Here is a 23,728-nt window from a genome sequence, read left to right on the forward strand (position 1 = left end):
TATGCCACTCAGCGATTTCCGCACCGGCAGAAAAAGGTCAACACTGATGCGTCTGGAAGTTTTTTGCGAAGACCGCCTGGGTCTTACCCGTGAACTCCTCGATTTACTGGTTTTACGCAGTATTGATTTGCGCGGCATCGAGATTGCCTCGATTGGCCGTATTTACCTGAACTTTTCCCAACTGGATTTCGATACTTTTCGCGCCCTGATGGCGGAGATCCGCCGCATCGACGGCGTGACTGACGTCCGCACCGTGCCGTTCATGCCTTCTGAGCGTGAGCATCGCGCACTGCGTGCTTTGCTGGTGTCCATGCCGGAACCGGTGTTTTCCATTGATATGAAAGGTAAAATCGAGCAGGCCAACCCGGCGGCGATGGCGCTGTTCGAACTCGATGAAGACAAAATTCATACTTACAACGCCGCAAACCTGATCCCCGGTTACAACGTCACGCGCTGGCTGGAAAATGAAAGCACACAGCCGCACAGCGAACGTGTGGTGATCCGCAGTCAGGATTTCCTGATGGACCTGACCCCGATCCACATGGATGACGAAGAGCGCACTGGCGTGATGGCGGGTGCCGTGATCATGCTGAAGTCCGCTGCGCGCATGGGGCGTCAGTTGCAGGATCTGACTGTCAATGATGACAGCGAATTCAATCACATTGTCGCGGTAAGCGGCAAAATGCGTCAGGTTGTGGATCAGGCGCGCAAACTGGCGATGCTGGATGCGCCATTGCTGATTGTCGGCGATACCGGCACCGGTAAAGATTTGCTGGCGCATGCCTGCCATCTGCGCAGCGCACGCGGCAAAAAGCCGTTCCTCGGTCTGAACTGTGCGTCACTGCCGGATGACGTGGTAGAAAGCGAGCTGTTCGGCTATGCCGCCGGTGCCTATCCGAACGCGGTTGAAGGCAAAAAAGGCTTCTTCGAACAGGCCAACGGCGGCTCAGTGCTGCTTGATGAAATCGGTGAAATGTCACCGAGAATGCAGATCAAACTGCTGCGCTTTCTTAACGACGGTACATTCCGCCGCGTGGGTGAAGAGCATGAGGTGAAAGTGGACGTACGCGTGATGTGCGCCACGCAGAAGAATCTGGTGGAACTGGTTCAGCGCGGTGAATTCCGTGAAGACCTTTACTACCGTCTGAACGTACTCAGTTTGACGCTGCCGCCGCTGCGCGACAGGCCGGCTGACGTCATGCCGCTCACCGAGCTGTTTGTGGCGCGTTTCTCTGACGAGCAGGGGATGCCGCGCCCGAAACTCTCTTCGCAACTGGCAAATTATCTGACGCACTACGGCTGGCCGGGCAACGTCCGTCAGCTGAAAAACGCAATTTATCGCGCGCTTACGCAGCTTGAAGGCGGCGAACTGCGCCCGCAGGATATCGTGTTGCCGGACTTTGATGCGGAAGTGACGATTGGTGAGGAAGCGCTGAACGGTTCGCTCGACGACATCAGCAAGCGCTTCGAACGCTCGGTGCTGACCCGTCTTTACCGGACTTATCCAAGTACGCGAAAACTGGCAAAACGTCTGGGCGTCTCGCACACGGCGATTGCCAATAAATTGCGGGAATATGGCTTAAGCAGCAAAAAATCTGACAGCAGCGAAGAGTGATATCGTGACGCAAGTTCTGTAATCTTTGCATTCCATGGGATAAAAGCCCCATGGAATGCCCGTCCTTAAGGAACCAGACACACGGCACCGTTTTTGGATGATTTGCCGTTTGTCGTAATGTAACCGTCAGAGATATCCATATAATCCGCGTGAAGCGAGCCGGGAGACCATTCAGTACCAGACCAGAAAAAATACCCGGCAACGTTGGCTCCTTCTACCGAAACATTCCCCCATTCCTGCCACAAAGCAGCAAAAGGTATCTCCCTTTTATTAGCCCCGGCCGACAGCTGACCGATTGCTGGCATGCTGTATCCTTGTTCCGCACACCAGTCAGAAGCTTCATACCAGGTACGTTCTACCGTACTGAAAACATAGAAAAGGTCGGGATTGAACGTAATCCTGTTAGTGGCTTCCCCATTACTGACCGTGAAAGTCACTGCGCCTTTTGCTTTGAACGTCACCAGACCGCTGGATGAAACGGTCGCAATCTCCTCATTACTGCTTTTCCAGGTCACCTCAGAGGCAACATTGTCAGTTTCCAACTGTAATTTGGCGCCATTCCAGCCAGTATGCAAAATGAGATCGGCCTCTACAGTCTTACTTTGTGTGGTGCCGGGAGCCACGGTGTATTCGGTGATAGTGATAGCATGCGGATTAAAAGCAACAGGGCCATCAACAATATTGTCATCCTGATAGTAACTACTGATGTCGTCTATCGTCAGAAGATCGTTTTCACGTGGGTCACCGGTTAACGTTTGGGGTTGCAGACTGATGCCGATAAAACAACCCAGATCCTTCGAGGTAATGGTGTAACTGTCCACACCGGTTGCCAAAATACGCTGCCCTTTTTGCGGATGATCGCAACGCCAGACAACAGAAGACACTGAGTCATCGGCATCACCTTCACTGTCGATTAAATTCCACGACAGAGTTACGTTATCGCCCACGTATAACTGGCGGCTGGGATCGTGTTTATCATTTTTTATAAAATCGATTTTACCGGTTTCCCCCGAAGCATTCGAGACAGAAGGAACCGTGCCGATAAGCGTACCTGCGGCCCCGGTCAGATTGGAATCTGCACCTCCGGTGAATGGCGCTGCAAAAGATGTATTCAAAGACATTGCGATTAAAAGGATGAAGAAAGAGTGTTTAATTAATTTTTTAATCATGCTCCATCCTTTATTTCGAAGAGGATATGAAAGTTGAGCACCGGAATGCCCAACTTTTATTTTTAACTACGATTAAAGGGTATTAACGACTGAATCACCTGTTTATTTATTTACACTTTTCAGCAGTGGTGTGAAGTCAACTTTCAGACTGTAACCCTGAACACCGTCTGCACCGGCCGCCGCAAAGACATTTTTCGCCAGAGCATTGGTTGCAGGGATAGACAGATCTTTATTATTCGTTGAAGTAACCGCATAACCGCCCGCTGTACCGGTAGTGGCACTGGTGCCATCAAAGACCCATTTGTAGCTGTAGTTATTCGTTGCTTCAATTTCGCCAGCGTCCCAAACGTTGTTGTTATTAGCGTCATACCAGGCTTTAAACTGATAGGTATGACCAACCAGTAACTGACTATCTTCCTTACCAATGAGGTTAACAGTAGGTGATGCGGAATCGACGATCATCACGCCAACCGTACCGCCGACTACCGGACCGGTTGGAATACCATCGGTCGCATCATTGGTACTGACATCAGCAATGGTAATGACCTGGCCTTTCGCCGGTGTCCCCGTTGAAGTTTGTTCGGTTATCTCTGCTCCCAAGTAACGACCGGCATCGGATGCCTGCAGGGTATAACTGTCTTGGGCATCATTATCTAAGGCTTTTTTATCACCGCCTTTACCGTCACTGGTGGTGTACCACTTGATGGTGGTTTTACTGTTATCCACATCCCCTTCAGAATCACTGAAATTATAATTAAGGGTGATTTTATCGCCTGGCGACATCGCTTCGGTAGAACCACTTTTATGGTCGTTAGAGAAAGAGACGCTGTGGTCGGCAGGACTGCTGCCTGTTCCTTTTAATACCGGAACCGTACCGATCAATTGCCCGGCGGACTCTGTCATTTCTGCCATCGCGAGATGTGAACAGCCTACAAATAACAGGCTGGCGAGAAGTGTTTTTTTGAAGGTTTTCATATCAGTTATCACTCAGTAAGTTTATGTTAATTTGAATCATGTCATTGACTGTCAGATTTATGAGTTGCCTGAGCCATTCATTACTTTCAAACCGGCTTCTGATGCTTCAAAATCGACTTTTAATTGATATCCCTGAATTCCGCTATTGCCTGCTGACGCAAATACTTGCGTGGCTTGAGCATTTTCTACAGGAATTTTCAGGTTGTGGTTATTGGTATCTTGGTTGGCATAACCGCCTTTTTCTACCTGGTCGTTCACTCCCTCGAACACCCACTTATAATTTATGAGTGAAACAATAGGCGTGGAATTTTCGTCCGAAAGATTCTCACGATCAGAGGTGTCCCATTTACCGTTTCCATTACTGTCATATGCTGCCCTAAATTGATATTCATGGCCTGGCAGTAATTTATTATCCTTGATTTCAGTCAAGTTCAAATTCGGATTCTGTACGTCGACAATGGCCGTTACAATATCTTTATTTCCTTTGCTAAAATCGATGTGCACAGAATTTGTCTTTTTAGTATCGTCATCTGCCGGCGTTGCAATGGCGGTAAATATGCCGGGTAACGTACTGGCAATAGAGGTATTCCCCTGGTTCGGCGATTTAACATAGTAAATACAGCCAGTTGTCTTATCACATTCACTTTGCGAATTATGAATTGTGACTTCGTGCTCCTGGTTTTTATCTGAAGCGGAATAAATATGGAATTTCATATTGGTACTTTCCGCAGGCAGTGGCGTAGTTTCACCTTGCAGGCCTGAAACTTTAGTCCCTGTTGCCGCCAGCTCAACAGAATTCTTACCGTTGGCAGTTTGTTTAATTGCCTTGTCATTATCTGGTGAGTTGCTAATCAATAATTGATAATTTACTGGCGCTTCCACAACTTTAATTTTCACGAGATTTGACTGTTTGGTGTTGCCTTTATCATCGGTAATCGTTACGGCTAATTGATACTGATTTGCATTGCTCGTAGTAGCATTAACCCAGGCGGGGAAAGTGAGTGTCCAATGATTATCCTTTCCTGACCCGATATTATTTTGTGGCGATAACGCCGGTAACCCCAGCGTAGATTCTGCTGAGAATCCGCCGATCGGCACCCACTGTGCTGATGTGATTTTGCGGTGGGATTTGATATCAGCATTCAATGTCCAGTGGCAACCTTCATAAGCTTCGGCAAGATCCGGCTGGTCGGAAATAATACACGGCTGCGCGGTCCCGGTCGGCTTGAGATAAGTATCAATATCCAAATCTTTGACTTCGCGGTACTCAAGAACAATGTCATTGTTGCGGTCAACGAAGTCCATGCGACTCCCGGCCAGCGTACGCATTGCACTGACTGCCGACGGATCCAACTGCTTAGCTATCGGCACACCGATGTGGTAATCCAGGGCAATATCAGCAGTCAGTTCAGTGCTGTCAGTGTTGCCTTTTTTATAGCCCACTCCCATGGTGATCAACGGTACCGGGGTGTAATCCACACCTATCGTTACTGCTGAAGGGTCTTCCTGCAAATCATCAGTACCAAACAGTGCAACCTCATCACCATAATATTGTTCATATACCAGTGAGGAACCCAATTGCGGATATGAAGGCAGATAGGTCTGCAGACGCATATCCCAACCTGCTGCCGGACGTTCTTCATAATTCGCAAAATCCTTCGACTTTTTCCACCCGGAAAGGGGCATATAATAATTGCCGCTGAACTTCAAATAGTTAGTCCAGACTTCTGTCCCCAAACTTCCGCGACGATGACCACGACTGATATCGTAATCATAGAATGAGTTAATACCCACCAGCCAATCTTTGTTGATATTATATCTCAGCCCTGCACCCAGATTGGCAATGTTTCGGCCATCTTTACTGTGCGTGGAGAATTGATTAAATAATAATGTGCTTTCACCCGCATACCAGGGGATTAAGTAATCCAATGATGAACCATCAAGGCTGCCATCATTAAGGGTTAAATTGGTTTTTACATGCCCATAGGGTGACAACAATTCTTCCACTTTCGATTGCGCCGCACTGGTCGCTGTACTTTTACCATATTGGTATAGCTGACTCGTTGCACCTTCAACCGTCAAATTCTGGAAGTTTTGCTGAGCTTCATTCATTAGAACTTGTGCAGACCGATTCTCTAAACCTTGATCGTTTTTTTTACCTAATGTTGAGGGCGATTTCACTTCTGTTTTATCCGATAAAACATCATCGCCACCCAAAGTAGGTAACGAGAGTTCATCATGCGCATAGGCAGAGAAACTCAATAAAATACAAACAACCATCTTTGCATATTTGAAGTATTTATTTGTTTTCATATCATAATGTCAACGTTAGATTAAAATTTCAAAATATGGTCGATGGATGTATCGTGAGACTCTCTGTAGTAACAACACCCCTATGAACAGGAGGCGCGTTTATGAACATTAATTTCAGGCATCCCTTCGCCAGGATAAAGAGTTACGTGAGCTCAAAAAATAAATCATAGTGCTCTTCTTTATTAAGATATTTATAAAAATGGATAAACAAGATTTTGTTTACATCAACTCAGTGAATGCATCATACCTATAATCATCTTTTAATCATATATCCAAAAATGGATACTACTTGTTGGTGATGCGCAACATGCGGCAGTCATTGGTCCTGACCAGTCGTTGCTTAATGCGGTTTGAGCGCATACGGCTGTATTTGATCGATACCAAAGATCAGCACTACACCCAGCTAACGCTCTGACGGACACAGGTTGGTTAAGCAGGTGATAGAGGAAGGCAGGGTAAGTGGCGAATTTAGAGTGGTGAGTGCGCAGATGACATTACCTGGTGCGCCTTGCTTCCCAGGCCTCACCGAACTTACGAATTTTCAACTGAACGCCCAGACGCTGGCGGGTCTGCGTTGCAACAGCGTCTGACGCACCAAAGATCTCACACGTAGTCATCGGGCAACAAATCTACGTAAAGTTTTTACGCAGGTTTTTTGCCTTTTTATTAACCCACAGAAGTGCCGTGCGTAATTCATCGCAATATAAACAGTATGTTGTGTGGTTGACAGACGATATCGAACTTATCGCGACTATAAAATTTCTCTATAAAGTAATTGATGGCATATCAATTGTCACAACCACTTTATTCATTAAAAGGAATTTATTATGGATACGTCATCAACATCAATGATGTCTGCAGAAAAAGAAACCAGTCATGTTACGGCATCAAATAAAAGCGCATTACTAGGTGTAAGCGACGGACAGGAATTTAGCCAGTCTGATGCTCTGTCCTTCTCCAGTTTCCGCCGGGGCACTGTTGACCCGCGTACCGGAAGTTTTAATTACGCGATACCTGTCGCCAGGATCACCGGAAATCGTCGCAGAGGGCCATCGCTGGATCTTGTGTTAAAACATAATCATTTTTCCAGCAGAAATGAAGGATTCGGTGCGGGCTGGTCTCTGGGGTTAAGTAAGTTTTTTAAAGATAACGATCGTATGAAACTGTTGTTGAGAGACGGGAGAATTATCGATCTTATTGAAAAAAATGGGACTTACCTTGTCGAGACGGTTGATCTGAAAAACTTCATCCTGACTAAATTACCAAGCCCGGAAAAGGGTTATAAAATATCCTATAAAGATGGTTCAACAGAGATATTAAAATCCGTCACGTCAGATGACAGATTTATTTATGTAACAGAAATAATTCAAGAGGATGGTTATAAACTAAATATTGAGTATACGTTTAGAGAATCTGTATCCCCGTCCCCGTTTGTCAAAAGAATTATTGATGAACTTGGGGAGGAATTGTTGCTTGTTTCTCGTACAGGTCTCAATTCAAGGTATAATGTCACGATAGAAACCTTCAAAAATATCAGTAATTTAGCCTGTAAGTTGATTTTAACAGTAAAAGAGTCGGCCAGTAATTCTATCGAATATTGTCTCGCTGTATCAAACAAAAGCACCAATATATTAACATTCACTTACCAGCAGGGGAATTATTTCAGGTTAATCACAAAGGTCGAAAGTAATTTCTTTGGGCCAGCAACTGAAATCATAAACTATGATATCCCACTTACAGCACCGCTAGGCTCACCTGTCGGTTCATTCCCCGCCGTGAGTTCATACCAGTTCACCATGGTTTCCCCTGTGACTGGACAAATCAGTACCGAAGAGTACAAATACAGTTATGGTGAGAGTATTTGGTCGAATAATTTTCTTGGGAATAATGGCGTAACGGCCTGGGATAAAAATGCCATCGATAATATTTATGCTTGCCCGGCGGATTATACCTATTGTGCGCAAGAAACATTATGGATAGATAATCTGGAAGAGTATAAAAACAAATTCACCTATGATAAATACCATCGTGTTATCAAAGAGGAAGTGAGCGCGTCCCGTGTCGTTGCCCCCGTCTTAGCTCAAACCATAACAACTAAATATATTTATCAAGGAAACACTTCCGCTAAGTATTCATCACTTCCTGCCACTTATAAACTTCCTGTTTCTATCAAAAAAGATTATTTTGAGAAAGACAGCGAAGATAGCCATATCAGAAGTGAAAGCTCTTCGTTTACCTATGATCAGTACGGTAATATCGAAACCAGTACCGATAGTGGTGGGATTTCAATGGATTATATCTATTATCCCGCAGCCGGTGTGACAGGTAAATGCCCAAAAGATAAAAATGGATTTGTCCGCTATCTGCATTCTTGTAATAAATATCAGAATGATATGTCGGTAGATTCGATTGAAAATACCTATACCTATCTCGCTTTGCAAGTCAAAGCGGGGTATGACTATGTCGTGGAGAACAGTGAGACGGAAAGAAAAATAATTTCCATGCACTGGAGCGATAGCTCTAAAGAAACGACTAAAACTTACTATGGTATGGAAGAGGTGAACCCTTTCAATCGAGGTATGTTAAAAACGACAAAATTGATTTTAAATGGTCAGCCCGGTATTACCACTCGCTATGATTATTCGCTGAGTACTGACGGTAATGAATTTACACTAACCACAACGCAAACAGGGGCGGACGGCAAGCAATTAGTTTATTCAGAGACCGCCATGACCCGCACCGGGTGGCCAGTTTGTATGACGGATGCATTGGGTGTGATGACCACCCTTACTTACGATAATGTTGGCCGTATTGAATCTACAACCAGAGCCAAAGGAACCCCCTATGAAAGCACAACAAATTACATTTATGCTTTTGATCCAATAACAAATTTTTTCACAAAAACCACTCAGGCTCCGGCAGCGAGCGCGGTGGCTGAAACCTACGACGCATTAGGGAATGTGGTTAAACAGGTTGTAGACGGAAAAGTCGTACACATTTCTAATTTCAACACCCGTTCGCAGTTATTATCAGAAGTACATTATGACTATGACGTACCTATGTTAAATAATAAACTCGGAGGCCTGACACTTACCAGGAGTCATCTTTATGATGCATTAGGTAATGTGCGTGAGGTGAGAAACAATGATGACTCCGTCAATTTTAGCCGATTTAATATCGGAGATTCCGTACTCACTGAATACACAAAATTGCCTGGGAATAGTTTTCGTTACTGTTATGAAGAGAATGAATATGACCGTAGGAATGGGCTTCCTTTAAGTTCTATAGAGTACAATAAAGACGGTAAAACAAAAGTATCACAGAAAAATTATTATTATGATGCTTTTCATCGGGTCAATAAAATTTCATCCAATGATTATATCAGTGGTTCCACGCTCACTGAAAATTATGAATATGATTTTTTCGACCGGCCAATATTAAAAATGGAAAGTGGGGAGGAGGGCACTGGCCGCACGCTGAAAATGCAGTATTGGGCAAGTAGTCAGGAAAGTAAATTGACAGAAATTACTATCGATGACATATCGGTCGGTTATCAGGACTATGATTCTTTAGGGCGAATGGTCAAGCAGGACCGCAATCCGTCGCAGAAAGACAAGTTCGTCACTCGCTATAAATATCAGGATAACTGCACGACTGCCTATGAGAAAATCACGCCTAACGGAGAGGTTATTAACTATGAGTATATCCCTGAGTTAGACCTGCTCCCGGCTAATATAGCGATGCCGGATAATAAGGAAAGTTATCGTTATACTTATGATAAAAATACAGTAAAACTTATCGAAGAAACTCATAAGGTAGGTTTACGTGAATTCATTCGCACGCTTGGCTATGATAATCAACTAAGGCTTATTTCTGAAGAGATTTCCGATGAACTTGGGAAGGAGAGTAGCAATAATATCTTTTCTTATACCCATTGTGGCCGGTTAATCTCGAACACTAAATCTTTAGCAGAGCAGCCTACTCAGACAACCCATTACCGTTACGATGAGAAGGGGCGTTTGGCAATGATTTCAGCAGGGCATGATAATGAAATCGACCTCGAAATAGAGGTGTCATACCTTGCAGGGAATTACCCTTCTATCATCAAGTATCGGTTGATTAACACTGATGGGAAGGTGGTGAAGTACAGTATGCAACTTCTTTATGACTATAAATTAAGAATGTCAGAAAAGTGTTATTACGATGAGGCTGGGAATCTTATCTCAAACAATTCTGAAAAATTCAATGGTGCTGGAAAAACAATAAGCAAAGAGTTTTTTGTTAAGCCGGATAAAAGAAATATAACAAACTTCAAGTTCGATTACCTTGGCCGGTTAATCAGCGCAGCAATAGAAGAGTCATCGACCCATTATCCTCTGGATCTCAATGCAAAAGAGGTGAGTCGGTTCGATTATCAGTATGATAAATTTGATAATATGACGTCCAGCAGTGCCAGAGAGAGACTCTCTGGGTATATTAGTCAGACCAGCTATTCCTACGCAGGGAAAAACCCTTTTGAGCTGACATCTGTTTCTCTGAGTGGAAATAATCCCAATAGTCCTGTGCTACTTACTTATGACGCCAGTGGTAACGTCATTAAGAAAAAAACGGGGAATGTGGACGCCGCAGAATATCAATATGATACATTCAATAATCTCATTAGATCCAACTTCTCCAGTAATATTATCGATTTAGGTTACAACAGCAGCGGGAATATGCAAAGTTCAGCATTGAGTATCAGCAGTCCCGAAACTCCCTCTCGTTCAAGTTCTTATCATTATAGCAATGGTGTTTTTGACGTATCAGACAGAAAACAATCACCTGGTGCTCGTCGTCAGGATATTGCTGCCTATATTAAAAGTCCTGTCGGCACAGAGGTTATTAATCTTCTTAGTGGCAGTTCTGGTACTTATACGAAAGAACAAACATTAATGTTAAGCGACCGTCTTGGCTCCGTCTACGCGGAATTAAATAGTCAAAATACGGATAATGTTACCGCACTTACCTATACACCTTATGGGCATCTGTTAAATAGTGCATCCATCCCTGCTTATGATCCGGTACGTTTTGCCGGAGAAAAATATGATGATCTTACTGAGTTATATCATTTAGGTAATGGAACACGATCCTATGATCCACTTCTCATGCGTTTCATGCAGTACGATTCGATGAGTCCCTTTGGCGAGGGGGGAATCAACCCTTATAGTTATTGTGGCGGCGATCCGATTACGTTCTCAGACCCTTCAGGACATGGTCGTGATGTTGCCATTTTATTCGCCGCGATGGGGTTGGTGTTTTCGGTGCTCTTCCTTGGGCTTGGGGTGTTGGCGCTGTTAGGCGGGGCGGCACTCCTGCTGGCCGGAATCGCCATTACCTCTGGCATATTGGGCACAACGGGCAGTGCATTAGGCGTCGCTGCTGCCGCTGTTGAGGATGAGGAACTCTCGCAAAAACTATCACTCGCCAGTGGGGTTTTTACCGGCGCATCGTTTGTTTTAGGGTTATTCCCGGCACTGATGTTTGGCGGTCATAAATTATCGTGGAAATTAATGCAAGCCTTCTCGAAGGGCCGGGTATTCCAGGCAAGGGTGCAGAATGTCAGATTCTATTCTGGGGCCAGCTATCGTATTTCTGCGCCGGTTAGATATAACAATCAGTCAGTCAGAGTTATTAATGCACATGGAAATGGAGATAAAGGGCTACTCTCTTACGCCGTTGAAAGTACGTCTAATCCGGGTCAGTGGATCGACAAACCGGCTTCTGTCGAAGAGTTCGCAACCTTTACCCAGAATATTTTGGTCAACAAACTGAGGGACAGCGATAGCGCGCTCTTTATTACCGCCTGTGGCGGTTCCCAGGCCGGTGCAAACAGTAATGCCCAAAGCCTGGCTAATTATATGAATCGCAGTGTTTATGCTTTTCCATCTGGCGTGGTTTCGTCTAATTTTCAAGGATCAATGGCTGGGGCGAATGTGACATATTATGGCGTGCCGTGGTTTGCAAAACCTAAACTATTTACCCAGGCCACAACCATGGGCAATGCAGTACCTATGTTACCTTTAGCGTAACTATTTAAAGAAGGAGTTCGCTATTTTCCGATATTGCAATGAGGTAATGGCGGGTTAGTTAAAATAAAAACGCACCGAAAATAGAATGTCGGTGCGTTTTTTTATTGCATGCTTATTACTTTAATACAGCCAGTGCAGATTCATAGTCTGGTTCGGTGGTAATTTCCTCCACCAGCTCGCTGTACAGCACGTTGTCCTGACCATCCAGAACAACCACTGCGCGCGCGGTCAGGCCGGACAGCGGGCCTTCAGCGATAGCCACGCCGTACTCAGATTTGAAATCACCGCCGCGCAGGGTGGAGAGCGTGATCACGTGGGTCAGGCCTTCCGCGCCGCAAAAGCGGGACTGCGCGAACGGCAGGTCTGCGGAAATGCACAGCACCACAGTGTTGTCGATTTCGCCTGCCAGCTGGTTGAATTTACGCACGGATGCCGCACAAACGCCGGTATCGATGCTTGGGAAAATGTTCAGGACTTTACGCTTGCCCACGAAGCTGCTCAGGCTCACATCAGAAAGGTCTTTGGCGACCAGAGTGAAAGGCTTGGCGACGTCGCCTTTTTGTGGGATTTTGCCAGCAACGGTGACCGGGTTGCTTTGAAATTTAACGGTTTGGGTCATAATGATTTCCTGTGTCCATTGGAGTCAAACGGCTTTCAGTTTAGGGTAACATTTGTAGGTTGGATATAGATTATTTGCTAAATAGTTGTATACATTGAATGTATGCCGTCGGGCATTGATCAATTAAGGGAGCCTCTATGAGAAGTGTTCGCTTTTATCCGGAAGCCTGGCCGCTGCACACCGCCTTTGTTATCTCACGCGGCAGCCGCACCGAAGCGCGTGTGGTGGCGGTAGAGATCGAAGAAAATGGTATTCGCGGGGTGGGCGAATGTACGCCGTACCCACGCTATGACGAAAGTGAAGCGTCGGTCATGGCGCAAATCGCCAGCGTGGTCACCGCAATTGAGCAGGGCGCGAGTCGCGAACAGTTGCAACATTTATTGCCCGCCGGTGCCGCGCGTAATGCGCTGGATTCTGCGCTGTGGAATCTTGAAACCCAGACCAGCGGACTGAATTTGTGGCAGCTCACCGGCACAGAACCTCTGGCGTCGATCAGCATGGCGCAAACTGTCAGCATCGGCACGCCGGAAGAGATGGCCGACGTGGCGCTGGCGTTGCAGAAAAAAGGCGCGACGTTGCTGAAAATCAAACTTGATGACCGGCTGATTGCAGAGCGTCTGGTGGCAATCCGCGCCGCCGTGCCAAATGCGTCATTGATCGTGGATGCCAACGAAGCCTGGCAAAGCGACGGTCTGGCAGAACGCTGTCAGTTGCTGGCAGATCTCGACATTCTGATGCTCGAACAGCCGCTGCCGGCCGGGGAGGATTCCGCGCTGGAGAACTTTATCCATCCGTTGCCGATCTGCGCCGATGAAAGCTGCCATACGGTGGAAGGTTTACCCGCGCTGAAAGGCCGCTACGAGATGGTAAACATCAAACTGGATAAAACTGGCGGGCTGACTGGCGCACTGCGACTGGCGCATGAGGCTCATGAGCTGGGTTTCGGCATTATGCTGGGTTGCATGTTATGCACTTCGCGGGCTGTGCGTGCTGCGTTACCGCTCACCGCGGGTGCGAAGTTTATCGATCTCGATGGTCCGACGTGGCTGGCGCAGGATGTTGAGCCGCCGATGAAGTTTCACTGTGGTGGGATCGACGTGGCCGGTTCGGCCTGATTTTACGGCGGATGTCGCAGTTTTGTGCGCGGAGGCAAAACTGAAGCGAATTCTTATAGGGTATGAATTGAAGAAATGATACAACTCCTTCATTGCTCATAGTTTTTATGAATGTCAGGAGAAATTCATGCCGCAGGGAAAATCGTTTCCGCTTCTCTCATACTCCGTCTGTGCTGCGCTGGTCGCACTGAGCCTCGGTCAGACCAACGCCGCACAAGTTCCCGCCGGTACCCACCTGGCCGCTAAACAGGAAATCGTTCGCCATATCAAGGACGAGCCAGCCTCACTGGATCCCGTCAAAGTCATTGGCCTGCCGGAAGCGCAGGTAGCGCGTGATTTGTTTGAAGGGCTGGTCAATCAGGACGCCCAGGGTAAAAGCATTCCGGGCGTCGCCGAAAGCTGGCAGAACCAGAACAATCAGGTTTACCTCTTCACGCTGCGCAAAGACGCTAAATGGTCAAATGGCGATCCGGTGACTGCACAAGATTTCGTCTACAGCTGGCAACGTCTGGTGGATCCGAAAGGGTTATCAAGCGGTGCGTGGTTCGCCGGACTTGCCGGGATCCAGAACGCGGACGCGATTATTGCCGGGAAAATGCCGGTGGATAAACTGGGCGTCACCGCCGTCAGCCCGACGCAGCTGCGCGTCACGCTCGACAAACCAGTCCCGTATTTTGTCAGCCTGCTGGCCAACTTCAGCCTTTTCCCGGTGCATAAAGCCACGGTGGAAAAATACGGCGAAGACTGGACCAAACCCGGCAATCTGGTCGGCAACGGGGCGTACGTCCTCAAAGAGCGCGTGGTGAATGAAAAACTGGTGCTGGAACCCAATCCGCATTACTGGGATCACGCCCGCACGGTGCTGACCAAAGTGACGTTTGTGCCGATCAACAAAGAGTCCAACGCCACTAAACGCTATCTGGCGGATGACATCGACATCACCGAGTCTTTCCCGAAAGATCAGTACAAAAAACTGATGCACGATATTCCGGGGCAGGTCTACACGCCGTATCAGCTTGGTACCTATTATTACGCTTTTAACACCCGCCGGGCGCCGACCGACGATGCCCGCGTGCGTCTGGCGCTGTCGATGAGTATCGATCGTGCGGTGATCAGCGATAAAGTGCTGGGCACCGGTGAAAAACCGGCCTGGCATTTTACGCCTGACGTGACGAATGGCTGGAAACCGGTCAAAAGTGAAATGCAGCAATATTCACAGGAAGAGCTGAATGCGCAGGCAAAAGGCCTGCTGGCGGCAGCCGGTTATGGCCCGTCCAAACCCCTGCATCTGACACTGTTGTACAATACGTCCGAAAGTCACCAGAAAATTGCCATCGCCGTCGCCTCGATGTGGAAAAAGACGCTGGGAGCGGATGTGAAGCTGGTAAATCAGGAATGGAAAACGTATATCGACAGCCGTAACACCGGTAATTTCGATGTGATCCGCGCCTCATGGGTCGGTGATTACAATGAAGCCTCAACGTTTCTGTCGCTGCTGACCTCCACGCATAACAGCAACATCAGCAAATTTAGCAACGCTGATTACGACAAAGCCATTGCAGACGCCAGCCGCGAAACCAACGACGCGCAGCGTAACAACGACTACAACAAAGCCGAGCAAATCATCGCTGAACAGGCCCCGATCGCGCCTATTTATCAGTACACCAACGGGCGTCTGATCAAGCCTTGGGTGAAGGGCTATCCGATTGAAAATCCGGAAGACGTTGCGTATAGCCAGGAAATGTACATTCTTAAGCACTGATTTCTGAGTCTGCACTCTTAAAAAAAAAGCGCCCCGAAAAGGCGCTTTTTCTTTCGATGGAGAGTAGATGGAGATTAACCGTTGCGGCTGACCAGTCGCACCATCAGCGCGGCGGCGGCGGCCACCGTTGCAAGAAGCACTACGCCTGCCCAGCCACCGGATTCCAACGCTTTACTGCCCAGTGCCGCGCCCACAGACATGCCGATAAACACCACAGTGAACAGCAGGGCATTCAGACGCCCACGCGCTGCGGGCTCAAGGCCATAAACCAGCGTCTGATGTGCCACCAGCGTTGCCTGAATACCTAAATCGAAACCGATAGCGCTGAGCACAATCAATGCCAGCTGAGCATGAGGCGATAACAACGGCAGCAGGAACATTGCGGCGAAAGAGACCATCACCAGCCCGGCACCGAGTTGTGTCACGTACGCCGGTCCTTTTTTATCTGCCAATGCCCCGGCCATTGGTGCCGCCAGCGCACCGGCTGCTCCCGCCAGACCAAATGCCCCTGCAACAGCACTCCCAAGGTGATATGTATCGTTAAGCATAATTGCCAATGTTGACCAGAATGCGCTGAACGCGATGGAGAGCAAACCCTGCGCCAGCGCTGCACGCCGCAGCGTTTTATAGTGTTTCCACAGGCCGAACATAGAATGCATCAGCGCGGCATAGCTGATACCGGTCGCAGGCGCAAAACGCGGGAGTACGCGCCATAGCGCACAACCAATCAGCGCGACGCTGACTGCGGCCAGCTGATACATCACCCGCCAGCCAAAGTATTCCGCCACAAAGCCGCTGACCACGCGGGACAGCAGGATACCCACCAGCAATCCGGTCATCACCGTTCCCACCGTTTTACCGCGCTGCGCTACCGGTGCAAGATGTGCTGAAGCCGGAACGATATCCTGCGCCATCGTCGCACCGATGCCGGTGATCAGGCTCGCCGCCAGCAGCCCGTGAATGCCGGGCACAAATCCGCACAGCAGCAGCGCGGCGGCCAGCAGAATGCTTTTGAGCAAGATGATAGTGCGGCGGTCGTAACGGTCACCCAGCGGGATCAGAAACAAAATCCCCAGCGCATAACCGGCCTGCGTCAGCGTCGGGATTAGCCCCACCGACGCGGTGCTGGCGTGCAGATGGCTGCCCATAATTCCCAGCATCGGCTGGCTGTAATAGATAGATGCCACGCTCAGACCGGCGCCCGCAGCAAGAGTGAAGATGATTTTGCCGGAAATCGTCGGTGCGGGTTCAGCCGGGGAGGTTTGAGTGAGGTCTGACATGATGTATTCCTGAGTGAATTGGGTTGTCTGGAAAACATTCTTCACCTGAATGGTCATGAGTGGTAGCCTGCACAAAGGTAAAACTGTTATACGCAGGACGTATGAATACACCTCTTACCAGCGGTATCGACCGCATAGATTTGATGCAAACGTTCATTCGCATCGTAGAAAGCGGCAGCCTCTCAGCCGCTGCCGTGCAGCTCAGTACCAGCCAGCCCACCGTCAGCCGCCGGTTGCAGTCGCTCGAACGCTTATTGGGCGCAAAACTGATTCTGCGAACCACTCATGCGATGAAGCTCACCGACGATGGCGAACGTTGTTATCAGCAGGCGAAACTTTTGCTGGATCAGTGGTCCGCGCTGGAAGATCAGCTGCGCGGGGCGGGCGATGAGCCGGTCGGCACGTTGCGCGTGCGCGCACCGCACGCCTTCGGGCAGGATCAAATGATCGAACCGCTGACGCGATATCTGCAACGTTACCCGAACGTGACGGTGGACTGGATGCTCAACGACCGCACACCGGATTTTCTCTCGGAAGACATCGACTGTGCGATTCAGGTGGGTAACGCGGCGGATCCCTCCATGGTGGCGATCCTGCTGGCTGAAGTCCCCCGCATTGTGGTGGCGACGCCGCAACTTTTGCAGCAACATCCGGTGACGCAGGTGAACGAACTGGGGCAATTACCCTGGGTGGCGTTCAGTACCTATTACCGCAATGAAGTGACACTGCGCCATGACAGCGACGACCGCACCGAAAGCTGCGCCATCTCGCCGCGCATGGCAACGGACAGCTTGTATGCCATTCGCAAAGCTGCGCTTTCCGGTTTGGGGGCGGCGATTGTGTCGGCGTGGGTGGTAAAAGATGACATTAAGGAAGGGCGTTTACAGCGTGTATTACCCGGCTGGAACGCCTTGCCGCTGCCGGTCTATCTGGTTTATCCCTACGCGACGTATTATCCGGCGAGGCTGCGGAAATTCTTCGACGTTATGCGCAGCGTGATGCCGGAACTGGCCGAAATGGAGAAACCCGCCACATCCTGACACGCAAAAACTACCTCAAAAATATGGCATCATCGGTCTGGCGTATTAAAGTGGGCAGATTGCAGCGCGGTTGAGTTTTTGAACTTCAAGGGCTTAACGCTAAACTGAAAAGAATGAACGAATTATAAAGCGAGGAACGTCGTGGAAGTCATTAAGGGAAAAGAACTACAGGTAGCCGATGCCGTCTATGCCTTCCAGCTGGACGGTCACGGCGGCGTCACCGACATCAACAAAGCATGCGTCGCGACGGACGAAAAACCTTGCTGGCTGCATCTGGATTACACCCGCCCGGAAAGCGAAAAATGGATCACCAACACGCCTGTATTACCGGACACGGTGCGCGAGGCGCTGGCCGGTGACAGCGTGCGCCCGAAAGTTATCCGCATGGGTGAAGGCACGCTGATCACACTGCGCAGCATCAATCTCAATGCGGATTCACGCCCGGACCAGTTGGTGACTATTCGTGTGTATCTCACTGATAAAATGATCGTTTCAACGCGCCATCGCAAAGTCTTCTCGATGGAAGAGATGATTAACGACATGCAGCAGGGCAGCGGGCCGAAGAGTACCGGCAGCTGGCTGGTGGAAATGTGCGATGCGCTGACCGATCACACCAGCGATTTTATCGAAGATCTGCACGACAAAATCATTGATATTGAAGATGACCTGATGGAACAGCAGGTGCCGGAGCGCGGCCAGATGGCGTTACTGCGTAAACAGCTGATCGTCCTGCGTCGTTACATGGCACCACAACGCGACGTATTTTCGCGTCTTTCCAGCGAGCGTTTGCCGTGGATGAACGATGACGAACGTCGTCTGATGCAGGAAATCTCGGATCGCTTAGGGCGTGGACTCGACGATCTGGACGGCAGTATTGCCCGTACGGCGGTGCTTTCCGATGAAATCAGCTCACTGATGGCCGATTCCCTCAACCGCCGCACCTATACCATGTCGATGCTGGCGATGGTATTTCTGCCGACAACGTTTCTGACTGGCCTGTTCGGCGTCAATCTCGGCGGTATTCCCGGCAACTCGTCACATCTGGGATTTGGAATTTTCTGTGTATCGCTGGTGGTGCTGGTGGGCGGCGTTGCGTGGTGGCTGAAGAAAAGCCGCTGGCTGTAGGGCAGGGAACCTGCGAAAAAAAACCAAAAAAAAGCCGGTCAGAAGACCGGCGTCGTTCGAATCAAAAAGTGCTATGCATTAATTCTAAAAATTTGGAAATAAGACAATATGGAGCACAACGCCCATCGCTTGACGTTGCATTCACCTGCGGAATGGATAGTGCACCGATTCAGCGCTGCTAATGTTGATTTGGCTCAATCTTTTTGAGGTTTCTGTGCTATCAGCCCGGTCTGTGTGGATTTGTGCCACGCGGATCTCAAAACTTACGATCAGGAGTCTGTTTTGCACACCGGAGAAATGATTCATCAGGCGTATGAAAGTACGACCGAAAGGACGCTGGAATTATGGAATGCGCATGGAGAAACCGGTGCAGTCAGAACTGAACCCTTCTACCACCCGACCAAACTAGCCATCACCAGCGGAAACCGCGCGGGGGCAGCGATGGCCGGGCTGCTGTCTGATTTAACCACCGCTGCGCAGGGCGATCCGCTGGCGGACATCGCGCCGACCGACGGCATGCATTTTACGTTCTTTGCGATCACACAGGCGCTGTACGACCGGCCTGAAGACGCTGACGATCTCGCCGGGCTGGCGGATATTTTCCAACAGCACTGCGCCGGTCATGTGATGCAAATCAGCGAGTTGCAACTTGTCGCACTGCCCAATCAGCTGCTGCTGGCCGGTATTCCTGACGGGGAAAGTTTGCGCGTCAGGCAGTCCCTGGTGGAGCATCTGCTGGCGACAAAATGGGCGGGAAAAATCAAAGACCGCTACCCTGATGCCGCCATTCCGCAAATCTTCTGGCATAGCACGCTGCTGCGTTACAGCGCTGAATTTATATCTGAACCGCTGCGGGCATTCTTTCGCGAAAAACGGCAACAACCGTTCGGCTCAGTCAGCCTGCCGGTAAAACTGGTAATGACCAACTACAACTGGACTGACACGGTTTTTCTGTCCTGAAAGTAAAAAGCCCGCATCAGAGGCGGGCTTTCATTTCTTAACGGCGCGTTCGCGAAAGGTTATTTAATTTCCAGCACGTTCAGGCGCTCAACCGGGGCGACGGTTTCATCGTCTTCCGGCTGCCAGCCGACCGGTTGCATAGGAATCTCTTCACGATCGAACGCCAGATCCCCACCGTCTACCACTTCGCCACCGTGCTGGATCCCTTTAAAATCGAAGAGATTCATATCATTGAGGTGTGAAGGCACCACATTTTGCATCGCACTGAACATAGTTTCGATACGGCCCGGATATTTTTTGTCCCAGTCTTTCAGCATGTCGCCGATCACCTGACGTTGCAGGTTTGGCTGTGAACCGCACAGGTTACAAGGGATGATCGGGTATTCGCGTGCAATCGCAAAACGCTCGATGTCTTTTTCGCGGCAGTACGCCAGCGGGCGGATCACGATGTGTTTGCCGTCGTCGCTCATCAGTTTTGGTGGCATACCTTTCAGTTTGCCGCCGTAGAACATATTGAGGAACAGCGTTTGCAGGATGTCATCGCGGTGATGGCCAAGTGCAATCTTAGTACAGCCCAGTTCAGTCGCGGTGCGGTACAAAATCCCGCGGCGCAGACGTGAACATAAGGAGCAGGTGGTTTTGCCTTCGGGAATTTTATCTTTCACGATAGCGTAAGTATCTTCGGTCACTATCTGGTATTCCACACCCAGCTCTTCCAGATACGCTGGCAGAATATGCGCCGGGAAACCCGGTTGCTTCTGATCCAGGTTAACGGCAATCAGTGAGAAGTTCACCGGTGCACTTTTTTGCAGATTGCGCAAAATTTCCAGCATGGTGTAACTGTCTTTACCGCCCGACAGGCACACCATTATGCGATCACCTTCCTCGATCATGCCAAAGTCAGCAATGGCTTTACCGACGTCACGACGCAGGCGTTTCTGAAGCTTATCGATGTTGTATTTTTCTTTCTGAATTGGACTGGTCACAAATTTCTCTTTCGCAAAATCGCGGCGCGCAGGCCGCCAGTGTCTATGCGCAGTAGGGTACGGATTTTGCTGCCTGCTGTCAGGTAGATTTTTGCGTAAATCAGGGTTTTTTGTGGACATAAAATCACCAAAAAACTTCCATTTGTCCGAATCTCAGATGAATGTGAAATTCCTGACTATAGTTAATAGACTCATTGTTAAGAAAAAACCCTAATTCAGGAGGGATGATATGAAAAGGAAAAACCTTATTGCCGCATCACTGGCAGCTGTCTCAATACTGTTTGTTGCAGGCTGTGCCTCGAATCAGGCAATAAAAACGACGGACGGAAAAACCATCGTAACGGACGGTAAACCTCAGGTGGATGACGATACCGGTCTGGTGTCGTACAAAAATGCAGAGACTGGTCAAACAGAGCAAATTAACCGCGATCAGGTTAAAAACATGAGCGAGTTGGATAACTAATTTATCCAATCATTTTGACAAAGGAGAGAACGATGAACAGGAAATTGATTCTGCCACTAGCCGCATTAATCAGTGTCGCAGCGTTGTCAGGCTGCACCCGTACCAGCTATGCCATTCAGACGAATGATGCGCGAACCATCATCAGCGACGGTAAACCAAAAGAAGCCGAAACCGGCCTGTTGGAATATACCGATGCTAATGGTGTGAAACAGCAAATCAGTAAAACTGAAGTTAAGCAGGTGACGGAGCTTCCGAAGTAATATCGCTTTTTGTCTGTTTTTTCCGACATCTAAACCCGCTGAAAAGCGGGTTTTTTTGCTTGTTGTAAAAAAAATGCAGAACTTCGCCACGCAAAGTCCTGCATCGTTTTCTTAACGCCGGTGATTACCGCTGCGACGTCGCGATTTTCACTTTATCCGCCGCTGCGGCTTTTTCGGCTTTCGCTGCGGTCATGCCTTTTTCTGCGCTGCGGTGTAATACCCAGCCGAAAATGAGAATCGACAGGGCGCACAGCAGGAACAGGATCCGTCCCCAGAGCGGGTTAGGGACCAGCACCATCAACAGTAAACCGGCACCCATGTACATCGAAATACGGCCAATTTTATCGCGTTGCAGCCGGTCGAACTCATCCTGTTCGTTGTCGGCATAGACCGGCGTTTCCATATCGATGAAGAACTGTTTGCGCTGTGCCTCGCGCGCGGTATTCGCTTCACGGTAGAACAGACTTGTCAGGCAGAAGAACCCGCCGGTGAACACCATATGTGAGAAGATATTCCACATGATCGCCACGTCCAGCAGCTCACGTGCGGTAAGTGTGATCCCCAGCGCGCGTGCAACGTCCGGTGCGGTAAAGACGTTGGCGACAACGTACGATACGCCCAGCCCGAACAGGACGGTGGCCCAACCCGCCCAGTCCGGCGTTTTACGGATAAACACGCCAAGGAACAGCGGCACGACAATCGGCGCCTGCATCAGCGTGCCGACTTTCATCATCAGATCGAAAAGGCTCACGGTCTGCATCGTATGCATGTACTGCGCGACCAGGATCACCAGCACACCGTTCACCACGCAGGCTATTTGCCCGACGCGCAACTGATACTTGTCGCTGCGCGCGCCGTTACGGTTGACGACCGGCGTCCAGAAGCTGCGCACAAAAATCCCCGAGTTACGGTTCAGCGCACAATCCATGGAGGACATCGTTGCTGCAAACAGTCCGGCCATCAGCAGGCCAACGGTACCAAGTGGCATGGCGCGTTCGGCAAAAATCAGATACACCGCATCGGTGGCGTTTTTGCCTAACTCAGGGTGAGCGGTGGCGGCGTCCGGATACAGAACGGCGACCGCCCACGGCGGGATGAACCAGATAAGCGTACCGACAAACATCAGCACCAGCGCGAACAGCGCCGCTTTTTTGGCATTGAAACTGTCTTTGGCATTCAGAAAACGGTAGGAATCCTGAAGATTATTGATGCTTTGCACGTTCTTGATGAAGAAGAACAGGAAGCAGGCCACCAGCAGCGAGATGTAATGCGGCCCGACGTCCGGCCCGGTAAAGAAGCCGGAAGGGAACTCAGTGACCAGTTTGACCGGTCCGCCGACTTTAAACAGCGCCACCACCGCGCAGGCGATTGAAATAATCGCCACCACCAGCGTCTGAACAAAATCGCTCGCCACCACGCCCCATGCGCCACTGAGTAATGAAATCACCAGCACCACCACGCCGGTGACCCACAGTGTGAGCGTAATGTCGTGCTTGAACACCGCGCTGGCAAACACCGCCAGACTGTTCAGCCATACACCGGCGCTCAGGATGCTGAGCGGAATTATCATCCAGGTAAAAAACTGTTCGTTGCCTTTGCCAAAGCGGTGGTTGATGGCCTCAGTGGCCGTATCGACCCGCAGCTGACGAAAACGCGTGGCGAACCACCACCAGGCGATGAGATAGCCGAAGACGTTACCGGCGAACACGCTAACCACATTGAAACCGTAGCGGTAGGCCTGCCCGGCGGCACCGGTGAACGTCCATGCGCTGAACTGGATCATGAACGCGGTTGCGCCAACCATCCACCAGAGCATTCGCCCGCCGCCGCGAAAATAGTGGCTCGAGGAGCCGGACGCCATCTTTTTGAAGGCATAACTGATAGCAATCATTAAGACGAAGTAACCGATCATGACCAGAACATTGATATCCATTGTCGTTACTCTCTCATTTGTAGGTGAGGTGTTTTTGGTTATGTA

General features: G+C 49.3%; 16 protein-coding genes. 9 read left to right on the plus strand and 7 right to left on the minus strand.

All coding sequences use genetic code 11. The annotated features are described in order from the left end of the window. The first annotated feature begins 46 nt into the window (after positions 1-46). Positions 47-1,615 carry a transcriptional regulator TyrR gene (gene tyrR / locus I2123_RS12315; protein WP_112168041.1) on the plus strand — a complete coding sequence of 523 codons (1,569 nt, stop codon included), beginning with the start codon at positions 47-49 and terminating at the stop codon, positions 1,613-1,615. A 65-nt stretch (positions 1,616-1,680) separates the two neighbouring features. Here tyrR and I2123_RS12320 read toward each other — a convergent pair whose 3' ends face one another. The 3 genes from I2123_RS12320 to I2123_RS12330 all read right to left on the minus strand — a co-directional run bounded on the left by I2123_RS12320 (position 1,681) and on the right by I2123_RS12330 (position 6,072). Then, positions 1,681-2,784: an Ig-like domain-containing protein gene (locus tag I2123_RS12320; RefSeq protein ID WP_213050566.1), complete on the minus strand. Its 1,104-nt coding sequence runs from the start codon at positions 2,782-2,784 to the stop codon at positions 1,681-1,683. A 102-nt stretch (positions 2,785-2,886) separates the two neighbouring features. Then, positions 2,887-3,759: a SinI family autotransporter-associated protein gene (locus I2123_RS12325; RefSeq protein ID WP_213050567.1), complete on the minus strand. Its 873-nt coding sequence runs from the start codon at positions 3,757-3,759 to the stop codon at positions 2,887-2,889. Between the two features lie 57 nt (positions 3,760-3,816). Further along, the gene (locus I2123_RS12330) at positions 3,817-6,072 is read right to left on the minus strand and encodes an inverse autotransporter beta domain-containing protein (RefSeq protein WP_213050568.1); all 2,256 of its coding nucleotides are present in this window, start codon (positions 6,070-6,072) and stop codon (positions 3,817-3,819) included. Positions 6,073-6,899: 827 nt separating this feature from the next. Here I2123_RS12330 and I2123_RS12335 point away from each other — a divergent pair. After that, positions 6,900-12,140: an RHS repeat-associated core domain-containing protein gene (locus I2123_RS12335; RefSeq protein WP_213050569.1), complete on the plus strand. Its 5,241-nt coding sequence runs from the start codon at positions 6,900-6,902 to the stop codon at positions 12,138-12,140. 115 nt (positions 12,141-12,255) lie between these two features. Here the strand turns inward: I2123_RS12335 and tpx are convergent, their stop codons facing one another. Further along, positions 12,256-12,759: a thiol peroxidase gene (tpx, locus tag I2123_RS12340; RefSeq protein WP_112168006.1), complete on the minus strand. Its 504-nt coding sequence runs from the start codon at positions 12,757-12,759 to the stop codon at positions 12,256-12,258. 137 nt (positions 12,760-12,896) lie between these two features. On the opposite strand from tpx, the gene ycjG reads away from it, so the two are divergent. Continuing rightward, complete coding sequence (ycjG, locus tag I2123_RS12345) at positions 12,897-13,874, plus strand: L-Ala-D/L-Glu epimerase (RefSeq protein ID WP_213050570.1); 978 nt, start codon at positions 12,897-12,899, stop codon at positions 13,872-13,874. Between the two features lie 127 nt (positions 13,875-14,001). Further along, positions 14,002-15,636 (plus strand): ABC transporter substrate-binding protein, encoded by a 1,635-nt coding sequence (locus tag I2123_RS12350; protein WP_213050571.1) that lies wholly within the window; start codon positions 14,002-14,004, stop codon positions 15,634-15,636. 74 nt (positions 15,637-15,710) lie between these two features. Here the strand turns inward: I2123_RS12350 and I2123_RS12355 are convergent, their stop codons facing one another. After that, a complete protein-coding gene (locus I2123_RS12355) occupies positions 15,711-16,916 on the minus strand; it encodes an MFS transporter (RefSeq protein WP_213050572.1) in 1,206 nt (401 codons plus the stop codon). A 101-nt stretch (positions 16,917-17,017) separates the two neighbouring features. Between I2123_RS12355 and I2123_RS12360 the strand changes: the two genes are divergently transcribed. The 3 genes from I2123_RS12360 to I2123_RS12370 all read left to right on the plus strand — a co-directional run bounded on the left by I2123_RS12360 (position 17,018) and on the right by I2123_RS12370 (position 20,041). Further along, entirely contained in the window at positions 17,018-17,956 is a 939-nt protein-coding gene (locus I2123_RS12360) for a LysR family transcriptional regulator (RefSeq protein WP_112168002.1), read from the plus strand. Between the two features lie 141 nt (positions 17,957-18,097). Then, positions 18,098-19,081 carry a zinc transporter ZntB gene (gene zntB, locus I2123_RS12365; RefSeq protein WP_112168001.1) on the plus strand — a complete coding sequence of 328 codons (984 nt, stop codon included), beginning with the start codon at positions 18,098-18,100 and terminating at the stop codon, positions 19,079-19,081. A gap of 282 nt (positions 19,082-19,363) precedes the next feature. Then, a complete protein-coding gene (locus I2123_RS12370) occupies positions 19,364-20,041 on the plus strand; it encodes a hypothetical protein (protein ID WP_112168000.1) in 678 nt (225 codons plus the stop codon). Between the two features lie 59 nt (positions 20,042-20,100). Here I2123_RS12370 and ttcA read toward each other — a convergent pair whose 3' ends face one another. Then, the gene (gene ttcA, locus I2123_RS12375) at positions 20,101-21,027 is read right to left on the minus strand and encodes a tRNA 2-thiocytidine(32) synthetase TtcA (RefSeq protein ID WP_213050573.1); all 927 of its coding nucleotides are present in this window, start codon (positions 21,025-21,027) and stop codon (positions 20,101-20,103) included. 229 nt (positions 21,028-21,256) lie between these two features. Here ttcA and I2123_RS12380 point away from each other — a divergent pair, with 229 nt between their 5' ends. Continuing rightward, complete coding sequence (locus I2123_RS12380) at positions 21,257-21,490, plus strand: YgdI/YgdR family lipoprotein (protein ID WP_112167999.1); 234 nt, start codon at positions 21,257-21,259, stop codon at positions 21,488-21,490. A 32-nt stretch (positions 21,491-21,522) separates the two neighbouring features. After that, complete coding sequence (locus I2123_RS12385) at positions 21,523-21,750, plus strand: YgdI/YgdR family lipoprotein (protein WP_056770375.1); 228 nt, start codon at positions 21,523-21,525, stop codon at positions 21,748-21,750. A 124-nt stretch (positions 21,751-21,874) separates the two neighbouring features. Here I2123_RS12385 and I2123_RS12390 read toward each other — a convergent pair whose 3' ends face one another. Then, positions 21,875-23,683: a sodium:solute symporter family transporter gene (locus I2123_RS12390; RefSeq protein ID WP_213050574.1), complete on the minus strand. Its 1,809-nt coding sequence runs from the start codon at positions 23,681-23,683 to the stop codon at positions 21,875-21,877. Positions 23,684-23,728: the final 45 nt, after the last annotated feature.

The sequence above is a fragment of the Rahnella inusitata genome (genome assembly GCF_018288855.1).
Taxonomy (GTDB): Bacteria; Pseudomonadota; Gammaproteobacteria; order Enterobacterales; family Enterobacteriaceae; genus Rahnella; species Rahnella inusitata.